The organism is Hazenella coriacea, assembly GCF_004341825.1.
GTDB lineage: Bacteria > Bacillota > Bacilli > Thermoactinomycetales > Thermoactinomycetaceae > Hazenella > Hazenella coriacea.
The window spans coordinates 1-21,344 of the sequence record NZ_SMAG01000008.1; the positions used below are offsets into that span (position 1 = coordinate 1).

The 21,344-nt window shown below is 39.8% G+C and carries 16 protein-coding genes, 19 tRNA genes and 1 pseudogene; 32 read left to right on the forward strand and 4 right to left on the reverse strand.

Going from position 1 to position 21,344, the window contains the following annotated elements; all coding sequences use genetic code 11:
• Positions 1-18 precede the first annotated feature (18 nt).
• From EDD58_RS11935 to EDD58_RS12080, 29 genes and pseudogenes are all read left to right on the forward strand, one after another.
• A tRNA-Glu gene (locus tag EDD58_RS11935) sits at positions 19-95 on the forward strand.
• Positions 96-128: 33 nt separating this feature from the next.
• Positions 129-204: transfer RNA gene (locus EDD58_RS11940), tRNA-Val, on the forward strand.
• A 5-nt stretch (positions 205-209) separates the two neighbouring features.
• Positions 210-294, forward strand: a tRNA-Tyr gene (locus tag EDD58_RS11945).
• Between the two features lie 7 nt (positions 295-301).
• A tRNA-Gln gene (locus tag EDD58_RS11950) sits at positions 302-376 on the forward strand.
• Between the two features lie 6 nt (positions 377-382).
• Positions 383-458 (forward strand) — tRNA-Lys (locus tag EDD58_RS11955).
• Between the two features lie 17 nt (positions 459-475).
• Positions 476-550 (forward strand) — tRNA-Gly (locus EDD58_RS11960).
• Between the two features lie 4 nt (positions 551-554).
• A tRNA-Glu gene (locus tag EDD58_RS11965) sits at positions 555-631 on the forward strand.
• A 33-nt stretch (positions 632-664) separates the two neighbouring features.
• Positions 665-740, forward strand: a tRNA-Val gene (locus tag EDD58_RS11970).
• 5 nt (positions 741-745) lie between these two features.
• Positions 746-830 (forward strand) — tRNA-Tyr (locus EDD58_RS11975).
• A gap of 7 nt (positions 831-837) precedes the next feature.
• Positions 838-912 (forward strand) — tRNA-Gln (locus EDD58_RS11980).
• Positions 913-918: 6 nt separating this feature from the next.
• A tRNA-Lys gene (locus EDD58_RS11985) sits at positions 919-994 on the forward strand.
• A gap of 17 nt (positions 995-1,011) precedes the next feature.
• Positions 1,012-1,086, forward strand: a tRNA-Gly gene (locus EDD58_RS11990).
• A 3-nt stretch (positions 1,087-1,089) separates the two neighbouring features.
• Positions 1,090-1,163, forward strand: a tRNA-Gly gene (locus EDD58_RS11995).
• A gap of 4 nt (positions 1,164-1,167) precedes the next feature.
• Positions 1,168-1,242: transfer RNA gene (locus EDD58_RS12000), tRNA-Asn, on the forward strand.
• Position 1,243: 1 nt separating this feature from the next.
• A tRNA-Thr gene (locus EDD58_RS12005) sits at positions 1,244-1,319 on the forward strand.
• A 4-nt stretch (positions 1,320-1,323) separates the two neighbouring features.
• Positions 1,324-1,400 (forward strand) — tRNA-Glu (locus EDD58_RS12010).
• Positions 1,401-1,447: 47 nt separating this feature from the next.
• Positions 1,448-1,523 (forward strand) — tRNA-Val (locus EDD58_RS12015).
• 3 nt (positions 1,524-1,526) lie between these two features.
• A tRNA-Asp gene (locus EDD58_RS12020) sits at positions 1,527-1,603 on the forward strand.
• Positions 1,604-1,609: 6 nt separating this feature from the next.
• Positions 1,610-1,685, forward strand: a tRNA-Lys gene (locus tag EDD58_RS12025).
• Between the two features lie 455 nt (positions 1,686-2,140).
• Entirely contained in the window at positions 2,141-3,043 is a 903-nt protein-coding gene (rocF, locus tag EDD58_RS12030; protein WP_131925911.1) for an arginase, read from the forward strand.
• A gap of 942 nt (positions 3,044-3,985) precedes the next feature.
• Entirely contained in the window at positions 3,986-4,816 is an 831-nt protein-coding gene (gene cdaA, locus EDD58_RS12035; RefSeq protein WP_131925913.1) for a diadenylate cyclase CdaA, read from the forward strand.
• Positions 4,809-6,017, forward strand: coding sequence for a CdaR family protein (locus EDD58_RS12040; protein WP_131925915.1), 1,209 nt, complete (start codon positions 4,809-4,811; stop codon positions 6,015-6,017). The genes cdaA and EDD58_RS12040 overlap by 8 nt, the downstream gene beginning before the upstream one ends.
• A gap of 44 nt (positions 6,018-6,061) precedes the next feature.
• On the forward strand, positions 6,062-7,399 hold the full coding sequence (gene glmM / locus EDD58_RS12045) for a phosphoglucosamine mutase (RefSeq protein ID WP_131925917.1): 1,338 nt from the start codon (positions 6,062-6,064) through the stop codon (positions 7,397-7,399).
• Positions 7,400-7,798: 399 nt separating this feature from the next.
• Entirely contained in the window at positions 7,799-9,625 is a 1,827-nt protein-coding gene (gene glmS, locus EDD58_RS12050) for a glutamine--fructose-6-phosphate transaminase (isomerizing) (RefSeq protein ID WP_131925919.1), read from the forward strand.
• 498 nt (positions 9,626-10,123) lie between these two features.
• A complete protein-coding gene (locus tag EDD58_RS12055) occupies positions 10,124-11,626 on the forward strand; it encodes a malate:quinone oxidoreductase (protein WP_131925921.1) in 1,503 nt (500 codons plus the stop codon).
• A 255-nt stretch (positions 11,627-11,881) separates the two neighbouring features.
• Positions 11,882-12,400: a DinB family protein gene (locus EDD58_RS12060; protein ID WP_131925923.1), complete on the forward strand. Its 519-nt coding sequence runs from the start codon at positions 11,882-11,884 to the stop codon at positions 12,398-12,400.
• Positions 12,401-12,495: 95 nt separating this feature from the next.
• Positions 12,496-12,645, forward strand: a pseudogene (locus EDD58_RS12065) (CatA-like O-acetyltransferase); the annotation flags it as partial.
• 251 nt (positions 12,646-12,896) lie between these two features.
• The gene (locus tag EDD58_RS12070) at positions 12,897-13,202 is read left to right on the forward strand and encodes a putative quinol monooxygenase (RefSeq protein WP_131925925.1); all 306 of its coding nucleotides are present in this window, start codon (positions 12,897-12,899) and stop codon (positions 13,200-13,202) included.
• Positions 13,203-14,383: 1,181 nt separating this feature from the next.
• Positions 14,384-14,806, forward strand: coding sequence for a DUF3995 domain-containing protein (locus EDD58_RS12080; protein WP_243648732.1), 423 nt, complete (start codon positions 14,384-14,386; stop codon positions 14,804-14,806).
• 307 nt (positions 14,807-15,113) lie between these two features.
• Here the strand turns inward: EDD58_RS12080 and EDD58_RS12085 are convergent, their stop codons facing one another.
• The 3 genes from EDD58_RS12085 to EDD58_RS12095 all read right to left on the reverse strand — a co-directional run bounded on the left by EDD58_RS12085 (position 15,114) and on the right by EDD58_RS12095 (position 17,878).
• Positions 15,114-15,707, reverse strand: a complete 594-nt coding sequence (locus EDD58_RS12085; RefSeq protein ID WP_131925929.1) for a TetR/AcrR family transcriptional regulator — start codon at positions 15,705-15,707, stop codon at positions 15,114-15,116.
• A gap of 8 nt (positions 15,708-15,715) precedes the next feature.
• A complete protein-coding gene (locus tag EDD58_RS12090) occupies positions 15,716-16,468 on the reverse strand; it encodes an alpha/beta fold hydrolase (RefSeq protein WP_131925931.1) in 753 nt (250 codons plus the stop codon).
• Positions 16,469-16,921: 453 nt separating this feature from the next.
• Positions 16,922-17,878, reverse strand: a complete 957-nt coding sequence (locus tag EDD58_RS12095) for a helix-turn-helix transcriptional regulator (RefSeq protein WP_131925933.1) — start codon at positions 17,876-17,878, stop codon at positions 16,922-16,924.
• A gap of 102 nt (positions 17,879-17,980) precedes the next feature.
• Between EDD58_RS12095 and EDD58_RS12100 the strand changes: the two genes are divergently transcribed.
• A complete protein-coding gene (locus EDD58_RS12100; RefSeq protein WP_131925935.1) occupies positions 17,981-18,796 on the forward strand; it encodes an alpha/beta fold hydrolase in 816 nt (271 codons plus the stop codon).
• 59 nt (positions 18,797-18,855) lie between these two features.
• Positions 18,856-19,509 (forward strand): pyridoxine/pyridoxamine 5'-phosphate oxidase, encoded by a 654-nt coding sequence (locus tag EDD58_RS12105; protein ID WP_131925937.1) that lies wholly within the window; start codon positions 18,856-18,858, stop codon positions 19,507-19,509.
• Positions 19,510-19,589: 80 nt separating this feature from the next.
• Here the strand turns inward: EDD58_RS12105 and EDD58_RS12110 are convergent, their stop codons facing one another.
• Positions 19,590-20,642: an oxidoreductase gene (locus EDD58_RS12110; protein WP_131925939.1), complete on the reverse strand. Its 1,053-nt coding sequence runs from the start codon at positions 20,640-20,642 to the stop codon at positions 19,590-19,592.
• Positions 20,643-20,798: 156 nt separating this feature from the next.
• Here EDD58_RS12110 and EDD58_RS12115 point away from each other — a divergent pair, with 156 nt between their 5' ends.
• Positions 20,799-21,233 (forward strand): Lrp/AsnC family transcriptional regulator, encoded by a 435-nt coding sequence (locus tag EDD58_RS12115; protein WP_131925941.1) that lies wholly within the window; start codon positions 20,799-20,801, stop codon positions 21,231-21,233.
• The last annotated feature ends 111 nt before the right edge of the window (positions 21,234-21,344 follow it).

Here is a 21,344-nt window from a genome sequence, read left to right on the forward strand (position 1 = left end):
GGTAGGAAGCTCCAGCATGGCCCGTTGGTGAAGCGGTTTAACACACCAGCCTTTCACGCTGGCATGCAGGGGTTCGAATCCCCTACGGGTCACCAAGTAATTTAATAGAGAAGACTAATTCCATTCATGGACGGTTAGCTCAGCTGGGAGAGCATCTGCCTTACAAGCAGAGGGTCGGCGGTTCGATCCCGTCACCGTCCACCAAATATGGAGGGATACCAAAGTGGCCAAATGGGGCGGACTGTAAATCCGCTGGCTTCGCCTTCGTAGGTTCGAATCCTACTCCCTCCACCAAATATCTTGGGAGGTAGCCAAGTGGTAAGGCAACGGACTTTGACTCCGTCATGCGTAGGTTCGAACCCTACTCTCCCAGCCAAACTATGAGCCATTAGCTCAGTTGGTAGAGCATCTGACTTTTAATCAGAGGGTCGAAGGTTCGAGTCCTTCATGGCTCACCATTTAGGTGAGATTGTATGCGGAAGTGGCTCAGGGGTAGAGCATCGCCTTGCCAAGGCGAGGGTCGCGGGTTCGAATCCCGTCTTCCGCTCCAGAACGGCCCGTTGGTGAAGCGGTTTAACACACCAGCCTTTCACGCTGGCATGCAGGGGTTCGAATCCCCTACGGGTCACCAAGTAATTTAATAGAGAAGACTAATTCCATTCATGGACGGTTAGCTCAGCTGGGAGAGCATCTGCCTTACAAGCAGAGGGTCGGCGGTTCGATCCCGTCACCGTCCACCAAATATGGAGGGATACCAAAGTGGCCAAATGGGGCGGACTGTAAATCCGCTGGCTTCGCCTTCGTAGGTTCGAATCCTACTCCCTCCACCAAATATCTTGGGAGGTAGCCAAGTGGTAAGGCAACGGACTTTGACTCCGTCATGCGTAGGTTCGAACCCTACTCTCCCAGCCAAACTATGAGCCATTAGCTCAGTTGGTAGAGCATCTGACTTTTAATCAGAGGGTCGAAGGTTCGAGTCCTTCATGGCTCACCATTTAGGTGAAATTATATGCGGAAGTGGCTCAGGGGTAGAGCATCGCCTTGCCAAGGCGAGGGTCGCGGGTTCGAATCCCGTCTTCCGCTCCAGATGCGGGTGTAGTTCAGTGGTAGAACATCGGCCTTCCAAGCCGTTTGCGAGGGTTCGATTCCCTTCACCCGCTCCAATATTCCTCAGTAGCTCAATGGTAGAGCGCCCGGCTGTTAACCGGTAGGTTGCAGGTTCGAGTCCTGCCTGAGGAGCCATGCTTCCTTAGCTCAGTTGGCAGAGCGCTTCCATGGTAAGGAAGAGGTCACCAGTTCGAGCCTGGTAGGAAGCTCCAGCATGGCCCGTTGGTGAAGCGGTTTAACACACCAGCCTTTCACGCTGGCATGCAGGGGTTCGAATCCCCTACGGGTCACCATAACGAAGTTTTGTGGCTAGAAGAGTTGTATTCTAGCCTTTTTATATGGACGGTTAGCTCAGCTGGGAGAGCATCTGCCTTACAAGCAGAGGGTCGGCGGTTCGATCCCGTCACCGTCCACCATGTGGAGCTGTGGTGTAGAGGCCTAACATGCCTGCCTGTCACGCAGGAGATCGCGGGTTCGAATCCCGTCAGCTCCGCCATAGTACGAGCCATTAGCTCAGTTGGTAGAGCATCTGACTTTTAATCAGAGGGTCGAAGGTTCGAGTCCTTCATGGCTCACCATTCAGGTAAAATCCTATGTATACGAAAGTGTCAAGTTCAAGAGTTATTCCCTTGTCTTGACTAAAGACGAGTAGCAAAAACCTCCAGGAGAATTTCTGGGGGTTTTTTGTTTGTAAAAAACTCATAGCAAGGTAAGGATGCTCAACTTTGTTTTTGTATGTATAACTTGTCCAATAAAGTTTGTGTATAAAAAATTTTTATACATATTGTAATAAAAAGCCATTTCGTTTTTAGTTAATCATTTGAAAGCGAAAGTACCCATCTTTTCTATCTCCACTTCTTGTTTTACATTTTCTGATAAATAGATCGATGGATAAATATTTTGGGTTATCTTGGGGAGTTTATACCTGTAACTGAATAAATATTCCAATCAAACCCAAATTATTTTTGTTGGTAAAATAGTGCTATGTTAAAATAAAGTCGTTTAGTTTTTGATTAAAGGAGTAGTTTTTTTTATGAAAAAAAAACCAATATCAATTATCGGAATGCCTTTAGATTTAGGACAAGGGCGTCGTGGAGTAGATATGGGACCAAGTGCTATTCGCTATGCTTTAGCTCAACAGATGCTTATAGACTTGGGCTATGAGGTAGAGGATTTGGGAGATCTCCATGTGCCCAGTCCTGAATCAATCAAGATCGGTGATCCACATTTAAAATATCTAGATGCGATTAGACATGTGAATGAAGAACTAGCAAATACAGTGTCAGAAGTAGTGACAAAGGGTCGTTTTCCGCTAGTATTTGGCGGTGATCATAGTATGGCGATTGGAACAGTTGCTGGTGTAGCTAAACATTATCGGCGACTTGGACTCATCTGGTTTGATGCCCACGGAGATTTAAACACTGGAGAGACTTCCCCGTCTGGAAATATTCATGGAATGTCCTTAGCGATTAGTTTAGGACTTGGACATTCGGATCTGGTTCAGATTGGTGGATTTGCCCCTAAAGTTCTTCCAGAACATACAGTGATTATTGGAGCTCGAGAATTAGATTTGGGAGAGCGTCAGTTAATTCGTGAACTGGGTATTAAGGTTTTTACGATGCATGAGATCGACCGGATTGGTATGGCTAAAGTGATGGAGGAAGCAATCACCATTGCATCAAATGGAACGGATGGAGTTCATCTTAGTCTTGATTTAGATGGATTAGATCCCAATGATTGTCCGGGAGTGGGAACTCCTGTACCGGGTGGGATGACGTATCGAGAAAGTCATTTAGCTATGGAGATGCTAGCTGAATCAAAGATCCTCACTTCAGCAGAATTCGTAGAAGTTAATCCAATCTTAGACCGTGAGAATCATACGGCCCAAGTTGCTGTTGCATTGATGGGATCTGTGTTTGGTAAAAAAGTATTATAAGTTATGTATACAGTCATTTATTGAAAGCGTAACCAATTTTATTGGTTACGTTTTTTGGTGAATAAACTTGGTTTGAGAGAAATCCCGAAAATATGGCATAATAAAAAATAGATAGAAATGAACTTTACGACAACCCAGGTGCAATCTTGCAATGGGGAATGGAATGGTTTGTTCTAATCACAAGAAGAGATAAAACTGACCTTTTAGTGTGGATCATACCTTCTGGATTGCGAAGTTCTGTTTGCTGAGAAGGGATTATTTAACAAAAAATGCGTGATAAGGAGATAGCATCTAAAGTTAGTCCTCTGCAACAAATAAGCATCAAGGAATTAGGCAAATGATTACTATAGTGTATACATCATAGGAAAATGAAAGGGCAGGAAACTCACGACTCACTTTTGTATGAGTGAAGTAAAAGATGATCCCAAAAGAGGAACGACAAAATCAATCTATTTTTGGACAATTCCCTATTAACGCCCCGAATTGCAATAGATGTTTATCAACTGGTTAATAGGGAGTTCGTTAGGTTGAAAACTAGGCTTCCTCTCATTAGGAAGCTTTTTATGCTTTGGGAAGTATATTTACTGAAAAATACTATTAATTACTAGATCCTGTCTGGTCTTATTCTTTTTTTATATACTATTATTTGATGTCTTATGAATATAGAGCAATAGAACAACATATGGAGCTTTTTTCGTCCTGATGGTGACTTTATATTCATGCCATCAAGCTGATCAGGTGCGTGAAAGTTGGACTATACTCATCAGAATAGTGAATGAAAGATTCATTGTATGAGCTGCTTGGCTGTTTTTCAATGATTCAATAGACACAACTTGATGGAACAGGTGATTTTACAACTTTCTCTTTAAAGAATAATAAAATGTTTCCCAGTGCTCCTTGGGTAGCATAATAATAAAGGATTGATTTTTGTTGGAGGCGCTCATGCAATTATTTGATGGAACAATAACCAGATATCTAAGTGACATCGTTGATATATTAATCGTCAGCTATATCATGTATCAATTATTAGTGTTATTGCGTGGAACTAGGGCCATTCAGTTATTAAAGGGAATCACTGTACTGATCGCGATCTGGTTGATAAGCAATATCTTTCACTTGTCTACATTAAAATGGTTAATTCAAAATTTATTTTCTGTCGGTGTCATCGCCGTGATTATTATATTCCAGCCAGAATTGCGCCGAGCCTTGGAACAATTGGGAAGAGGAGGCTTTCTCGGTAGGAGTAGACAGATTGAAGATCAGATCGCAGCTAAAGTGGTTGGTGAAGTTTCAAAAGCAGTTTCTCATTTGTCAAGGAGACATATAGGAGCGCTTATTGTATTGGAACGTCAAACAGGTCTTTCTGACTATATTGAAACAGGGATTCAAGTGGAGGCTAAATTAAGCTCCGAATTACTGAAAAATATATTCTTACCCAATACCCCCTTGCATGATGGGGCGGTGATCGTTCGTAACGGTCGATTGATGGCTGCTGGTTGTTATCTTCCTTTATCTGAAAACCCATTTATCAGTAAAGAATTAGGAACGAGGCATCGAGCGGGGATTGGTTTGAGTGAAATCTCAGACGCAGTGGTGGTTATTGTTTCAGAAGAGACAGGTCATATCTCTCTAGCGACCCATGGGAATTTAGAGAGAGGGATGAACGAAGAAGAATTTGTCACTAGACTTTATCAAGAGCTGAAACCTCCTGAAAAAACGACACAGGTATTCTGGGCTCGTAAAGAAAAGGAGGGGAAGGTAAAGGATGAATAAATGGTTAGAAAATGATACTGTCCTCCGTCTCATTTCTGTAGGTATTGCAATTGTCATGTGGTTAACCGTTACAGAAGCTTCTTTTCCTGATCCTACGGATACTCTAGCTGATACAAGAATTAAAAATGTACAGATCTACCCCAAATATGACCGAGAGCGTTTTGAACTCATTCAAATGACGAACGGGATTGAGCTTACTCTTTCAGGGGACAAATATGCACTGGAACATTTACCTTCTTCATATCGTGTTTATGTGGATCTGACAAAATTGGGATCTGGCAAACATGATCAGATCCCTGTCAAAGTTGAGGGACTTCCATACGGAGTTCGTTATAAAGTGATTCCTGAAACAATTAATGTTGAACTTGAAGAAAAATTACAACGCGAAATGCCGGTAGAAGTCAATTTAGTTGGTAAAGTTCCTGATGGTTATAAAGTAAGCCCTCCGATCCCAAATCCATCAAAAGTATTGGTGAGGGGGATTGAATCTCGTTTGGATCAGGTGAAAACTGTTAAGGCAACTATCAATTTGGATGAAACTACGACTTCTATCAAGAAAAAAGTAAAATTACAAGTGTATGGCGAGAATGGTCCATTGCCTAAAGTGCAGATCTTTCCAGAAGTTGCCGAAGTAGATATTGCCATTAATAGCCCCTATAAACGAGTGCCGCTTCAGATCGATGTTAGTAAGAATCCACCTACTGGATATGCCATTGAAAGTATTAAGCCTAGCACTGATCAGGTCACTGTTTATGGGACACAAAGCTATATTGATGCACTTGAATATTATGTTGGACCAAGTCTCGATCTTTCCAATGTCGTGACTGATCGAACCTTTCAAATCCCTGTTCCCATTCGGGGAGAAGCAACGAAAGTAGAGCCCAAACAAGTAGAGATCTATGTTAAAATGGTTCCTGCGAGCATAAAAAAAGTGGACCGAGTACCCATCCAAATAACAGGCGTTGGTCAAGGGCTAGACGCAGTCATCCTTTCGCCGTCAAACGGACAATTAAATGTTTCTCTCTCAGGTGCACCCAACCAGTTAGTCCAGATAGGTACGAGCGATATTCAGGCATATGTAGACGTATCTAATCTGCCAGCAGGAAAGCATCAGGTACCGATCCGCTTCCGAATGCCTTCCTTTATCCAAGCAGTGGGACAAACGGATCAAAAAGCTTTAATTGAATTACGACCACATTAAGGTTTGTTTGGTTTTGGTTTATCAATGAGGAGGAGAAAAGTGGTATGGGTAGATATTTTGGAACAGACGGAGTAAGGGGCGTAGCGAATAGCCAGTTAACACCCGAATTAGCATTTCGATTAGGACGTTGCGGAGCCTATGTACTGACTAAAGATAAAGAACACCCCAAGGTTGTGATTGGGCGAGATACTCGGTTATCGGGTGAAATGTTGGAGGCCTCATTGATTGCAGGAATCCTTTCAATTGGGTGTGACGTGGTTCGACTTGGCATCGTTACCACTCCAGGGGTGGCGTTTCTTACACGTCATTTGGAAGCAGATGCAGGAGTGATGATCTCCGCATCACATAATCCGTTCCAGGATAATGGAATCAAATTTTTTGGAGCTGACGGATATAAATTACTCGATGAGACAGAAACGGAGATCGAGGCTCTCTTAGAAAAAGAAGATGATCTACCCCGACCAACAGCAGAAAAGATTGGCCGAGTTTCGGAAGATCATGAATCCGTATATGTATATCTAGAACATTTAAAATCAACGATTGATACAGACCTATGTGGGATGCATATCGTAGTAGATGGTGCTCATGGAGCAGCCTATGAACTAGCTCCACTCCTACTTAGAGATCTAGGAGCGGATGTAACAGCTATTCATGTGAATCCAGATGGGGTGAATATTAATGTAGAGAGTGGCTCCACTCACCCTGAACGCCTGCAAGAAGAAGTATTAAAAAAACAGGCACATCTTGGATTAGCATTTGATGGAGATGCAGATCGTTTAATCGCTGTGGATGAAAAAGGGAATCTGATCGACGGTGACTATATTATGTGCATCTGTGGTGAGTTTTTAAAAGAGAGAGGCATCTTAAAAGAAGATACCATCGTGACAACAGTGATGAGTAATATAGGCTTTTTTAAAGCAACTGAAGAGATGGAAATCCATACGGAACAAACCAAAGTCGGTGACCGCTATGTCATGGAGAAGATGAGAGAAGGCGGTTATAACTTAGGTGGCGAACAGTCTGGACATATCATTTTTCTAGATCATAATACAACTGGAGATGGAATGTTAACAGCTGTGCAATTATTAAGGGTTGTGAAAGAATCAGGACAAACATTAAGTGGTCTCAGTAAAAAAATGACCCAATATCCTCAAATTCTACTGAACGTAAAAGTGAAAGATAAACAGGGTTGGGATTCCAATGAAGTGATTCTCTCCGCCATCCAGAAGGTAAAAGAAGAGCTAGGAGACGAAGGCAGAGTGCTAGTGCGCCCTTCTGGTACCGAACCACTCATTCGTGTAATGGCTGAAGGTCCTGATGAAGGAAAATTAAAAGAGTATGTGGAACAAATTGCTGATGAAATTCAAAAGCAATTAGGGTAAAATGAGTAGAGCGGTATCTTTTTTGATATCGCTCTTTACTTTTTTGCTATTTTTGAATAGCATAAGAGCATGAATGAAAAATTTTGATTTATTTAAAGGAGTTGAAAAAGAAAGCAATAAAATAAAGATTTACTATTTTTTATTTGTTGTAAAAGCGCCAGGACTGCAAGATGACCGGATCAAACCTTGCAGTTGACGAGGTGGAGGCGATCGAATGCTCGGCGGATACCTCCCGGTTGTGCGTCCAAACCGTGGGGTCACAAGACAAACCAACAAGGTAACTTGTTGTACAAAACTTGTGACAGGACGTAGAGAAAATCAGACAAAAATACACTAGATAAAAAAAGAGAAACTGGAACAAATATTCTATTCCTTTACTTTTTTAGGGGGTAACATAATATGTGCGGAATCGTAGGTTACATCGGACCGAAGCAAGCTCAAAATATTTTGCTAGAGGGCTTAAGCAAGTTAGAATATCGTGGTTATGACTCGGCGGGGCTTGCTGTCTATAATGGGGAAACCATCGGTGTGAATAAAGCCAAAGGTCGTTTAGCCAATCTCGCAGACATCTTAGAAGCTAATCCGTTAAAAGGGTCTTTAGGCATTGGTCACACCCGTTGGGCTACTCATGGGAAACCATCCGATGAAAACTCTCATCCTTTTGTGGACGAAACGGGACGCTTTGTAGTCGTTCACAACGGGATTATTGAAAACTATATTGAACTGAGAGAAGAATTGATCAACCAAGGACATACATTTACTTCTGAAACGGACTCTGAAGTCGTTGCTAAGTTATTGGCTGAATGTTGGAATGGGGATCTTGTATCCACGGTGCAAGACGTGATCAAACGCTTGGATGGTGCCTATGCACTCGGAATTCTGAGCGAAAACGAACCTGACAAAATCGTAGCTGTTCGTTATGCGAGTCCATTAGTCGTCGGACTCGGTGAAGGAGAAAACTTTATCGCTTCAGATATTCCAGCGATCCTAAAACATACTCGCGATGTTTATATCTTAGAAGATGGTGAAATGGCTGTACTAGAGCCAAATGAAGTCACTTTGATGAGAGTAGACGGAACTCCAGTCCATCGTGATTCGATGCGTGTGAATTGGGATATTGCTACTGCTGAAAAAGGTGGATATGACCACTTCATGATGAAAGAGATCTATGAACAACCTAAAGCTATTCGGGATACTCTGGCGGGTCGGATCAAAGATGGAGTTGTCGATCTTTCAAGCGAAGTGAAATTGTCTACCGAAGAGATTGCTCAGATCGAAAAGATTCACTTTGTCGCATGTGGAACCGCTTATCATGCTGGATTGGTTGGTAAATATGTGATCGAAGATCTCGCGCGGATTCCAGTGGAATGTGACGTAGCATCTGAATATCGTTACCGTAATCCGATCATCACTGATCGCACACTCGTTGTTGTTGTCAGCCAATCCGGTGAGACCGCTGATACCTTAGCCGCTCTCCGCGAAGCGAAACGACAAGGTGCTCGTGTCATTGCGATTACCAACGTAGTGGGAAGCTCTGTTGCTCGTGAAGCTGATGATGTGATTATCACTTGGGCAGGTCCTGAGATCGCTGTAGCATCTACCAAGGCCTATATCTCCCAGTTAATCGCCATCTACTTGCTCGGTACTTACTTTGCTCAAGTACGTGGACACAAGAGAGCAGCAGAATTAGCAAAAATCGTGGGTCATCTCACTGAGCTACCAACCCAAGTCGAAGAAGTCTTACAACAAGAAAAAACAGTAGAAGCCTTTGCTCAGTCGATCACCAAACATTCCAGCCTATTCTTCCTAGGACGTGGACTTGACTATGCTGTAGCCTTAGAAGGATCACTCAAGTTGAAAGAGCTCTCCTACATCCACTCAGAAGCATATGCGGCTGGAGAACTCAAGCATGGAACCTTGGCACTGATCGAAGAAGGCATCCCAGTGATCTCACTCGCCACCCAATCCTCCATCTTTGACAAAATGGTCAGCAACATCCAAGAAGTCAAAGCCCGTGGAGCTTATGTATTGGGCATCGCTGTCGAAGGAGATCAAGAACTACAAAAATCTGTAGACGAAGTAATCACCATCCCACGGACGATTGATCTGCTAGCACCTGTGCTTACGGTGGTTCCATTGCAACTACTCGCTTACTATACCTGTGTGGCACTTGAATATGATGTAGATAAGCCAAGAAACTTGGCTAAGAGTGTAACGGTTGAGTAATACGTAGGTTGTTTGAACAATCTGTTGTGGATTTGAAATAAAGTTGTACAGTTTCGAATCGAGTTGTTTCGTTAAAAGCACTCTGTTTACCCCTTTAGATTTGATTGTCTAAAGGGGGTGTTTTTATGTCCAAATGTAAAAACATGATGGGAATTCAATCATAACAGACCTTAAAATAAGTTTAGGCATATATGAACAGTTTTTAATCCAACTTTATTCCAAAACAATATATGGAAGCAAACGAATTCTTAACCCTAGCAAGTTTTATGTGTTCTAAGGTCTTGTGGACGGAACTCTGACATTTTAACTAGATTTGGATCGTTAGAAATCATAGGATCATTGATAGGATATATTTCGAACTATAAATAACTATAATAGACTATGATATAGTTATAATTGAGGCTGAAAAGGTGTGTTCCTATGGCGCCTTGCTATTTGTGATATCTATAGCAGGAGTGCCTACTATTTGTAATATAATAGGGGAAGAGGAAGTTTATAATGAGTAAAATACAGAGAAAAACAGATGTTATCTTAATTGGCGCTGGAGTCATGAGCGCGACTTTGGGGTCATTACTGAAAGAGTTAGCACCTGAATGGGAAATCAAAGTGTTTGAGAAACTCGCAAGTGCAGGAGAGGAGAGCTCTAATGAATGGAATAATGCGGGTACTGGCCATTCTGCATTGTGCGAGCTTAACTATACATCCGAAAAATCTGACGGATCTATAGATATTAACAAAGCAATAAAAATTAATCAACAGTTTCAGCTTTCAAGACAATTTTGGTCATATCTTGTAAACAGCAATCTGATTCGAAATCCACAGAACTTTATCATGCCAATCCCTCATATAAGTTTAGTACAAGGGGAAAAAAATGTAACGTTTTTGAAAAAACGTTTTGAAGTGCTGTCAAAAAACCCCTTGTTTCAAGAGATGGAATTCACCAATGACCTTGAAAAGCTGAAGGAATGGATTCCGCTGATCATGGAAGGTCGTACATCGAATGAACCGATTGCGGCAACAAAAATTGATTCTGGAACAGATGTCAACTTTGGTGCTTTAACACGCATATTGTTTGACCATTTACAGAGTAAAAACGTCGAGATCAACTACAAGCATAGTGTTAAGGATCTGAAACGTACTAGCGATGGCTTGTGGGAAGTGAAAGTGCAAGATATCAATAGCGGTAATATCGAATACCATACTGCAAAATTCGTCTTTATCGGTGGTGGGGGTGGAAGTCTACCTTTATTACAAAAAACCGGTATTCCCGAGTCAAAACATATTGGAGGGTTTCCGGTAAGCGGACTATTTATGGTATGTAACAATCAGGAAGTTGTAGAACAGCATCATGCCAAAGTATACGGTAAAGCTAAGGTGGGTGCTCCACCAATGTCTGTTCCGCATCTTGATACAAGATATATCGACAACAAAAAAACATTGTTATTTGGACCGTTTGCTGGCTTCTCACCAAAGTTCTTAAAAACAGGTTCAAATTTTGATTTGATCGGTTCCGTAAAACCGAATAATGTCTTGACTATGTTGGCAGCAGGCGTAAAAGAGATGGCATTGACAAAATACCTGATCCAGCAACTTATGTTATCGAATGAAAAGCGCATGGAAGAATTACGTGAGTTTATTCCAAACGCCAAAAGCGAGGATTGGAGTATAGTAGTAGCGGGTCAGCGTGTACAAGTGATCAAAGATACGGAAGCTGGGGGTAAAGGAACCCTTCAATTTGGCACGGAAGTTGTTAGCGCCGCTGATGGCTCGATCGCTGCATTGCTTGGCGCTTCTCCGGGTGCTTCTACTGCTGTTCACGTTATGCTTGAAGTATTGGAAAAATGCTTCCCACAACAAATGAAAGGGTGGGAGCCGAAAATAAAAGAAATGATTCCTTCTTATGGTGTGTCACTTGTGGAAAACCCAGAACTCTACCAAGAAATTTTTACTTCAACAGCGCAGACGCTTGGTCTAAGCAAAAAAGAACTGATCTATAGTTAATTTTTTGATGTAAAAACAACCAATGGCTTCGTCTTTTGTGATCAGTGGGCGAGGCCATTAGTTGTTTTTAAGGACATTTAGATACCTGAAAACATAACCAATTTACATCATTTAAAAATTCAGATTAAATATACTTAAATGAAGATCAGTGGCGTTTGATATGAAAACAAATCGTGTTCACGGGTAAGCTCATGAGGGGCCTTGCGCATAGCTGCCCATAAACTGCGTGATTCCCTATTGAGAGGTGAATAACAAGTGAAGCAACACGTCTTACAGCAGTATGATTATCATGTTTGGGCTAACAAGAAGGTATGCGCACATTTACAAGACATTTCCGAAGTGGTATATCACAAGGAGATTAAAAGTGTGTTTCCAACGATCTACGATGCAATGACGCACATCTACGAGGCCGATTACAATTGGTTGACGTTCCTTTCCAAAGGAGGAGTCACTGACTTGTCAGCCACATATTTTGAGGAATTAAAGAAATCAACGGATCGATTGGTAGCCGAAACAAAAGGCAAGCGTATTGAAGAGCTTAATCAAATGATGATCGAACTGAGTGATAGTTTTAGGGAGTATATCACGAATCATGAAGACATTGAAGCGATGTGCCCATATGGGGAGTTTAAAGCCCGTTATGTGGATTACATTCAACATATCGTGAATCACGGAACATATCATCGCGGGAATGTCACAGCCATGCTTAGGCAGATCGGACATCCTGGTACGCAGACAGACTATGGCTTCTACTTGCTTACATTAAGCCAATAAAGAAACAGCCTGGAACCTCGAGTCCAGGCTGTTTTGCGTGGTTCTTAACATTTAGAGGGATGTGTAATTATGAGAACAGTGAAAGTTGCCTCCTATTCAAACAAAGGGATACAATTTTGCTCCCTATTTCATTACAAGTACATCACGCGGTTTGTGATGGATATCACGCAAGCAAATTTTTAAATGAATTACAGCAATTAGTTGATAGTAGTGATGAATGGTTGCATATAAGTGAGCATAAATAATATTAACTTAAGTGAGGAACTGGCTAACATCAGTTCCTTTTCTTATTTAATTAAAAGGGACCTATGTTAAAAAAGGTTCAATGGGATGATCAAACTTTCTATAAAAATAGATTCTTTTTATCCGCTGTAAAATGTGGATTTCACTGTGTAGTGTTGATTTTTTAAAAAATTGGTTTGTCATTTACAGGTAACTTACCTATACTATCGAATCTCTTTAATAATATATGAATGGAAAACGAGGGGGAATCAAAATGAGTAAATTTGGATTGTTTGGGAAGCTGATCGCAAAAGAAGGTGAGCGAGACACATTGGTGGAAATTTTGTTAGAAGCAGCAAGATCTATGGAGACACTAGATAATTGTGAGATCTATCTTGTCAATGTATCTCATGATGACCCAAATTCAGTATTTGTTTATGAGATCTGGAGTAATGAGAGTGCTCATCAAGCCTCTTTATCATTGGAATCGACTCAAACATTAATCCAACGTGCGAAACCAATTATCGCAGGAATGGAGAGAATAAATACTCTTGTACCAAGAGGAGGAAAAGGGATTTAAGCATTTCCTCATAATCACGACTTCTAAATTCAATAAAAGTTGAGATTCTAATAACAGATAGAAGCTGATGATTCCTTAGATAAGGGAAAATCGGTTCTTTTTTTTGATACTGTGACAGCCGGTTGTGCACAAGTGTATAGCCATACATCCAGTAAGAATATGATAATGAAGATCGAACTGACTAAATTATTGTTATCTAAAGGGATAAATTCTATTGACCGTCTAAAAGAGATACAAAAAGAACTAGAACAATTCAATATGGACGACTTAGAAAAATGACTACCAGAAACTGAAAAGAAAGATTTAGTAATGCAGAGAACAGAAATGTTGAACAGGCTTAATCGTCTGGGATCATTATAGGGGTCCATCAAAGAAATATTTACACTTTATACAACAATAAAAGAGAGTTCTTACATTGTGGTGCTTTTTTATTTCATAGTTTGTAGTGGGGGATTATGAATAGATGATATCTTCGTACTGGGATATTAATTCTTAGTTTTCTGAGATACGATTATAGATATGCATATAGATAAACCTATTAAATATTAACTATGAGGTGGGAAGAATGGTTCTGAATGAGGTTATAGATAGAATCAATAATGTGAAATGGGATCGAGTAGGTACAAATGGATCAAAAGAAGATGTTGACTTAGCTTATGAATTTTTGAGGAGATTGTTTTTAAGGATGAATCAATCAAACCAATAGTACCGCTGGTTGCAAATATAGCAAAACTACTCGGTGATGTGGATGGAGAAGTAGACCTTTCGGACTATTGCAAAGAAGCCCCAGAATTTTTAGATGATAGTATATATAAAAAAAGGTAGTTGAATACTATATACAATTAGCAAAATATGCCGACAAACATTCAGAAGCTAGTAAATATCTAAGTGTATATGAACCTTTAATCAGGATTTTCGAAAGAGGGGGTATGTTTGTTCTTAGAATAAAAGCGTTAGATGTAGAAAATGGTGCACACATCCCTTTAAATAGTTGGTATGAAAAATTTGTAGATATGGAACCTTTGCCTATAGATCATCTGTAAGCTATTGGGCTACTTATGATATTATTTGCTGTGATGATTAATGGGATCGAATATTGTCAGTGTTAGAGGTTAAATTTAATAGGAAAACTTTAAACAAGAAAGAGGTTTTTAGTGAAGAAGAACTATTGGTTTATAGTGATGGGCAGTATTTGGACAGTTATTTTTTCAGGAATGAGTTTTTATTGGGCAATGGGTGGCCTATTGGGGGTTAGATCCCTAGGAGGATCTATTTACGAGATGGCCCTAAATCCTTCACGTTCGTTCGTCGCAATTCTTTGGTTTACGGGTTTCATTAAATTACTCGGTTTAATTTTACTGTTGATGCTACTTATTCGCTGGAAGAATTCTATAATGGGAAAAATGCTTTATTATGCGACTAAAGCTATAGGAATCTTATTATTCTTGTATGGTCTTCTTAATTTCACCACAATTACATTAAGTACATTTAATATTCTAGAATTTGACTTAGACTCATATGCAACGTTTTGGAGGTTAATTTTTTGGGAGCCATACTGGATGGTCGGTGGAATTCTTTATTTTTTTTCTGTTAAAAGAATATAGAGCAAATAGCAGACTTAATTGAAGAAGAGTCATAGAGATTATCAAACTTCTTGAAAAATATGTAATGCGATCCCTCCTTTAACTAACAAAGGGGGATTTTTTATGTCTAAAAGAAAAAGAACATCTGAAATTGAAAGGACAATGGGTTATGCAGTCTAATCATTGATTGTTGCGATCTTAGCTTTTATTAAGCTTTATAAACGATGAATATTGATAATTGATACAAGTGGTTCTTTATTTTGCTCTCCATTAAAGGGCAAACTTATCATGCATTTACTAACAAAAAATGGTGGATATCATTAATGCTCTACGCTTCGAGTGTACAGAACTCTTGGATCATTTGTTTTTTGATTTCTTCGATCGGAAATTGTTGTGGATACGTGGAGATCATTAACATAATTCCTTGTAGTGAAGATGAAAAGTATAAGGAACGTTTGACGGGCTCTTTCACTCCAAGCTTTTCAAAAATCTTGCATTGTAGTTCAAATTGTCTAGCGGCTTCCTCGATTAGCATTTGACTGTACTTAGTTAATACTTGGTCGGACTTTGGTTGTGTCTGCATATGAAGAAAGAATTGATGTGCTTCAGGCTTTTTCCATACATGATCCATCGCACCCTCTACGATGGATCGAATTTGTTCTGTCGGTGTTTCTTTAGCGAGTGCCTGCTCCATGACGTCCGTTATTTCCCTGATCCTAGTCTCAATAATTGTCGCAAGAAGATCTTCTTTCCCCTTAAAGTAATGATAGATCAGCCCTTTAGATATGTTCGCTTGTTTGGATACCTCGCTAATAGATGTTGCGTGATATCCTTGCTGAATGAATAGTTCCAACGCCGCCAGATAAATTTTTTCTTTTGTGATTTGTCGAATGCGTTCACTTTCTTCGGGTGTACGTGGCATAGAATCTCTTAGTCCCCCAAAAAACGAGTGATATGTTCATACAAAGCATGTGGATGAGTTAACGTAGGCATATGATCTGCACCATGGATTGTAGCAATACGTATATCGGGAACTTGTTGTCGGAATTGCTCTTTAATACGAATGTTATCTGGAATTTCATGATCACCGATGAGGTATAGGGTCTTCACTTTCAGTTGATCTAATCGATTGTTTGCTGGAGGTTGGGGCCAAATCGATTCAAAAGTTTTCCACTCAGAAGTCTTCTGTAAATGGTGCCTAAACATGTCAAGCATCAAATCTCGATGTGGTCCTGACATCACGATTTGATACGATGGAGCATCAAATGCAAGCTCAATTACTCGATCTTTGTTAGGAAAAACCTCATTGATTTTTTGCATCCATTCTTTAAACTCTTCGGATAAATCGAATCCTGATAATCCAGGAGCAATCAACACAAGTTCGGATACTTTATCTGGATATTCCAATGCAAAATCGGTAGCGACTTGCCCGCCTATCGAGTGACCAATGACCGTTGCCTTCTCAAGTCCAAAGTAATTGAGCAGATTCAGCAAGTCTTCTACATAATTGGGGGGTGTGATCGGAGATGGAGACTTGCCTGCACCCCGTCCATCAAATGCAATCACCTGATAATGTTTGGATAAAAGGGGTACAAGATACTTCCAATCTCTTAGATCTGCTCCACCACTATGAAGAAGAATTACGGGCTTCCCTTTACCATGAACCTCATAATAAAGATCCATTCAGAACTCCCCCATTCCGAATAAATATGGATTACCAATTACACCCTTATTTTATTATTGATTGAACATCCGGTCAATAATAAACATACCTCGTTTTAAAAGAATACCTTTGTCAAAGTCATTGCGAACACTTTACTCCAGTTCATAAGAAGGTTGATAATAGCAACTAACCAAAGCATTTCATTTTTTAAAGAAATTACGATCAAAATAGAGTAAGACTATAATCTGACTGAAGCAATGTACGATTTTAATGATTAGTCATAACTACGAAGATATCGAAAAGCTTTGTGATGTGACCTCAATCGATGAAGCAAAGGAAATGTATTTTCGGAGGTAATCAGAGTGTAATCTTTTTTGTTACAGTATTCTTGCGGAGCAAGTCGATAGAGCAACGCTATTTTAGGGAGTGTTGCTCTGTTTTTATAATAGGGTCTGACAAGATCATGTAGATAATCAGGAGCTAGATTCGCTATACTGGTCTAAAATTTTAATTAGTTTTTCTTTTGTTGATGCGATTAACTCAAAAGGCTTTTGTATCCGTGCATTTTCCCCGTATGAAAGAAAGTAATTGGAGAAAAAATTGACATCATGTTTTGAAATGAATCCTTCTAGAAATCCTGAACCATCCTCTCTTTTCCTTAAATATATATGGGGCCATTCAATGGAACTGCATTGTTCCACTCCTTTTGCAGTTAACTCTACATGCAATTCTAATATTTCTTTATTTCTATTAAGGATTGAAAAGCGGTTCTTTAAGCTGATATTTGATAGATCAATGGGATCGTTATTTCCATCGAGGTCTACAGATTTTATACGATCACATCTAAAAACTCGATAATCTTTTCTAAGAAAACAATAAGATGGACAATACCACTTTCCTTCCTTGGCATATATCCCAATCGGTTGGATTTTTCTTAAGTGGGAGTCTCCATTTGTCTCATAGTGGATGATAAGAACATCCTGTTGAATGGCTGCATCTAATAGCTGTCTTAAAAATGGGATGTGTTCTTGTTGGTGTGTTGTTACAAAATCCACTTTATCTTGCATTTGATCAATGGTATCTCGAAGATCTCCAGAAAGATTTAGATAAAATTTTCTTTTAATTGATTCATACTCAATATTAAATGGGAGAGAAATATAATGCCTTAATGCATGAATCGAAAAAAATATAGCTACCGCTTCGTCTTCAGTAAATGCGATGGGAGGAAGAATTCTTTCTTTTAAGACTTGATAACCGCCATGAGGTCCTACTTCTGAATATAAGGGTACACCCATCTCGCTCAACTCTTGTAAATCTCGCAATATAGTTCTTTTGGATACCTCAAATTCTAGTGCTAATTCTCCAACAGTAAATCTTTTCTTGCGATTAACCATCATTATCATTTCATTTAATCTTTTTGCCTTAGACATAAATCCCTCCATCTAAACATGACATCGTTTGTCACTATTGTAATGTACAATAAGATCATTATTGTAAGGGAAATTGATTAATTCATATAAGGAGGAGATAAGATGATTCATTCATTCAAGAATGGTATAGCAAGTAGAAGGTATTTTCAATCTGGAAGTATAAAGCTTTCTTATCTTGATTTTGGCGGTGTAAGTGAAAATATCCTGCTTATGTTACATGGACACTTTGGTAATGCTAGAACTTTTTCAGAAATAGCATCTAGATTCAAAAATTGGCGAGTGATTAGTTTAGATCAACGTGGACACGGTTGGAGTGATCACCCCCTTGACAAGGACTACTCTCGGGAAAGCTACATAACAGATATTCTTAACTTGATTTGTCAGGAGTTAGGAGGAGCACCTGTAACTATATTAGGTCATTCTTTAGGGGGAGTGAACGCTTATCAGTTTGCTGCTCGCCATCCTGAACTTGTCAAAGCTGTAATTGTAGAGGATGTTGGTGCAGTCATTCATGGCGATCTATCCTTGGTTGAAAAGTTCCCTAATCGTAGTTCTTCATTGAGAGAGCTAGGCAAAAAACTTAAGGAGATCGGAATTAAACACTTCGATTATTTTTTAGAAAGTGTGTTTGAAGATGAGAAAGGGTGGGGATTTCGTTTTGATGTACAAGGGATGAAAGTTTCCCAACAAAAGATCAATGGGGACTGGTGGGGAGATTGGTTATCTTCTACTTGTCCAATTTTACTCATTCATGGTTTACAAAGCTTTGTATTAGACTTGAATCAAGCTAAACTTATGGAATCACAAAGACCCAATACAAAACTTGAAGTTTTTGCGGATTGTGGTCATGATGTCCATCTTTGTGATTTAGATGGTTTTTACAAAGTCATGAAAAATTTTCTTGATGAGCTTAATTAGGTACATGTTATAGTTTCTCTATGTTATTTAATTCACTAAAAAGTAGATGGGAGACTATCATGAAAAGAATAGGAAAAATATTTGGGGGGTTAAAAACCCTTTCCGGACCTTTCCCACCCTTTCATACAGAACATCTTCCTCAGGCTCCTCATATTCTCTTTGGGGATTGGTTTCAGACTGCCCTTGATCAAGGAGAGATTGAACCTCATGCCATGACCCTTTCAACCATTGATCCAAATGGGTTTCCAGATGCGCGTGTACTGATTTTAAAAGATTTTGACACATATGGATGGTATTTTGCGTCTAGCTCAAAAAGCAAGAAGGGATTGCAAATACTACAGAATCCAAAGGTCTCTTTAACTTTTTATTGGCCAGTAATCGGAAGGCAAGTGAGAGTACGAGGAATGGCAGTGAATATGGGTAATGAATTAAGTGCAAGGGATTTCCTTCAACGGGGAAAGGTCGCACGGGCAATTGCTTTGATAGGAAAACAAAGCTCCATTTTAGATGAACAGGACGATTTAGAAGAAGCCGTTACTAAACAACTAGATCAGTTGGAAAGAAATCCACATCAGATCGATCCTTATTGGACTCTATATCGAGTGGAAGCAGAGGAAGTAGAGTTTTGGCAGGGAGATGAAAATCGGAAACACACAAGAGTTATATATCAATTAACAGAAAATGAATGGGTGAAAAAGCAATTATGGCCGTAGTGTCTAATGGGTGCTACGAATGAGAAGGGGGTGTCTCATCATATTAATTTCGACTATGGGACACCCTTCTCTTCCATCCATTAAACTAAAGCTCCTAAATGCTGCTTGGCATCGTAAGGTGTAAGGGGGTTATTTTGCCTAATCCGTTGAACAAAATCGGGATTTGCCAGTAAAGGGCGACCAAATGCTGCTAAGTTAATAGTGCCTCTTGCAATCGCTTGAGATGCTAAATTTACATCTAAATTGCCAACTCCGATAATAACTCCATCCCAATATTTCCGTACTAACTGATGCAAAGTCATTCCATTTGCGATAATCTCAGCAAAATGGTTGGTCGATGGATGGAGGATCTTAAGCCCGACTTCCCGAAAGGCTACAATAAATGTTTTTATCACATCTTCAGGCTCACTCCACTTATATTCTGGCAGATCGTCTTTTAGTTCAGAGAAGCGGATAATTGTACTTTCTACACCTACTTCTTTTATGACTGCTGACAATAGCTCTTTCATGAAGGTTAAGCGTTGTGCTTGGTTGCCGCCATACTGATCCTTCCGTTTATTTGTGACGTCTGAATTAAATTGGTCAATCAAATAGCCATGTGCTCCATGAATTTCAACACCATCAAATCCTGCAACCATAGCATTTCGTGCAGCCTGTGCGTGTTGTTCAATCACTTCTTGGATATCAGGCTGGGACATCTCTTCTGGCATTTCATAGGGCTTATGCAATCGGTGAACTAGACCCTCAGCTTTAATTCTAGAAGGAGCTTGAGGAGGAAATCCTCCTGTTAATTCATGATGTGTCAGCCTACCTACATGCCAGAGCTGTGCTACAATCGTTCCCCCTTCTTGATGGACAGCATCGGTTACTTTTTTCCAAGCTTTAATTTGATCTTCTGTATAGATCCCTGGGACGCCAAAGGTACCTTTCGCTCTAGGGATTGGATTGATACCTTCTGTAATAATCAATCCGATTCCATCCGCAGCTCGCTTACGATAATATTCAACTACATCTAAACCTACTACCCCCGTTTTATCATCTGCAAAACTACGTGTCATGGGGGCCATGACAATACGAGTGGGAAGGTTCCATTTCCCAATCTGGACGGGGTCTAATAAATGACTTTGTTCCATACAACTCACTCCTTTGACTAAACTGATTCCTTAGAATTAATCGTATATGGGATAGGGTATATTGAACATAAGAAATTAAAGTTATTAGGATGTATTTACTTATAATATCCTTTTATTTTTGTTGTTTTGTATTTAAAACAAAGGAGATCTGTAGATATGGATGATCTAGATAAAAAAATATTGATGGTTCTTCAAGATCATGCCAGAATTTCAATGACTGAACTAGGGAAAGTTGTTGCATTATCACAGCCTGCAGTTACAGAGAGAGTGCGGAGATTGGAAGAAAAGGGGATTATAGACCATTATCGAGCTATTGTTTCTCCTAATAAAGTGAATAAACACATCACAGCCTATCTATTATTCCACACAAAAGGATGTGAGAGTTTCGTCGATTATTGCCAAAGCACTCCTGACGTTATGGAGTTACATAGAATTAGTGGACAATATAACTTCTTGGTAAAGGTAGTAACTGAATCACTACAATCACTAGAAGCTTTAATTAATTCAATGGGGGTGTATGGAGATTCAACCACATTGATAGTCCTCTCCTCACCGATCCAGCACAATAAGATCATTCCAATCACAGAATGAGGTTTAAACCAGAAGGCAAAAGATACGATAACAAACTGAGAGTTGACAAGATCAATAGAGTGCAATAAAATGACCATAGTCATATTATGACCGTGGTCATTTTATTGGGAG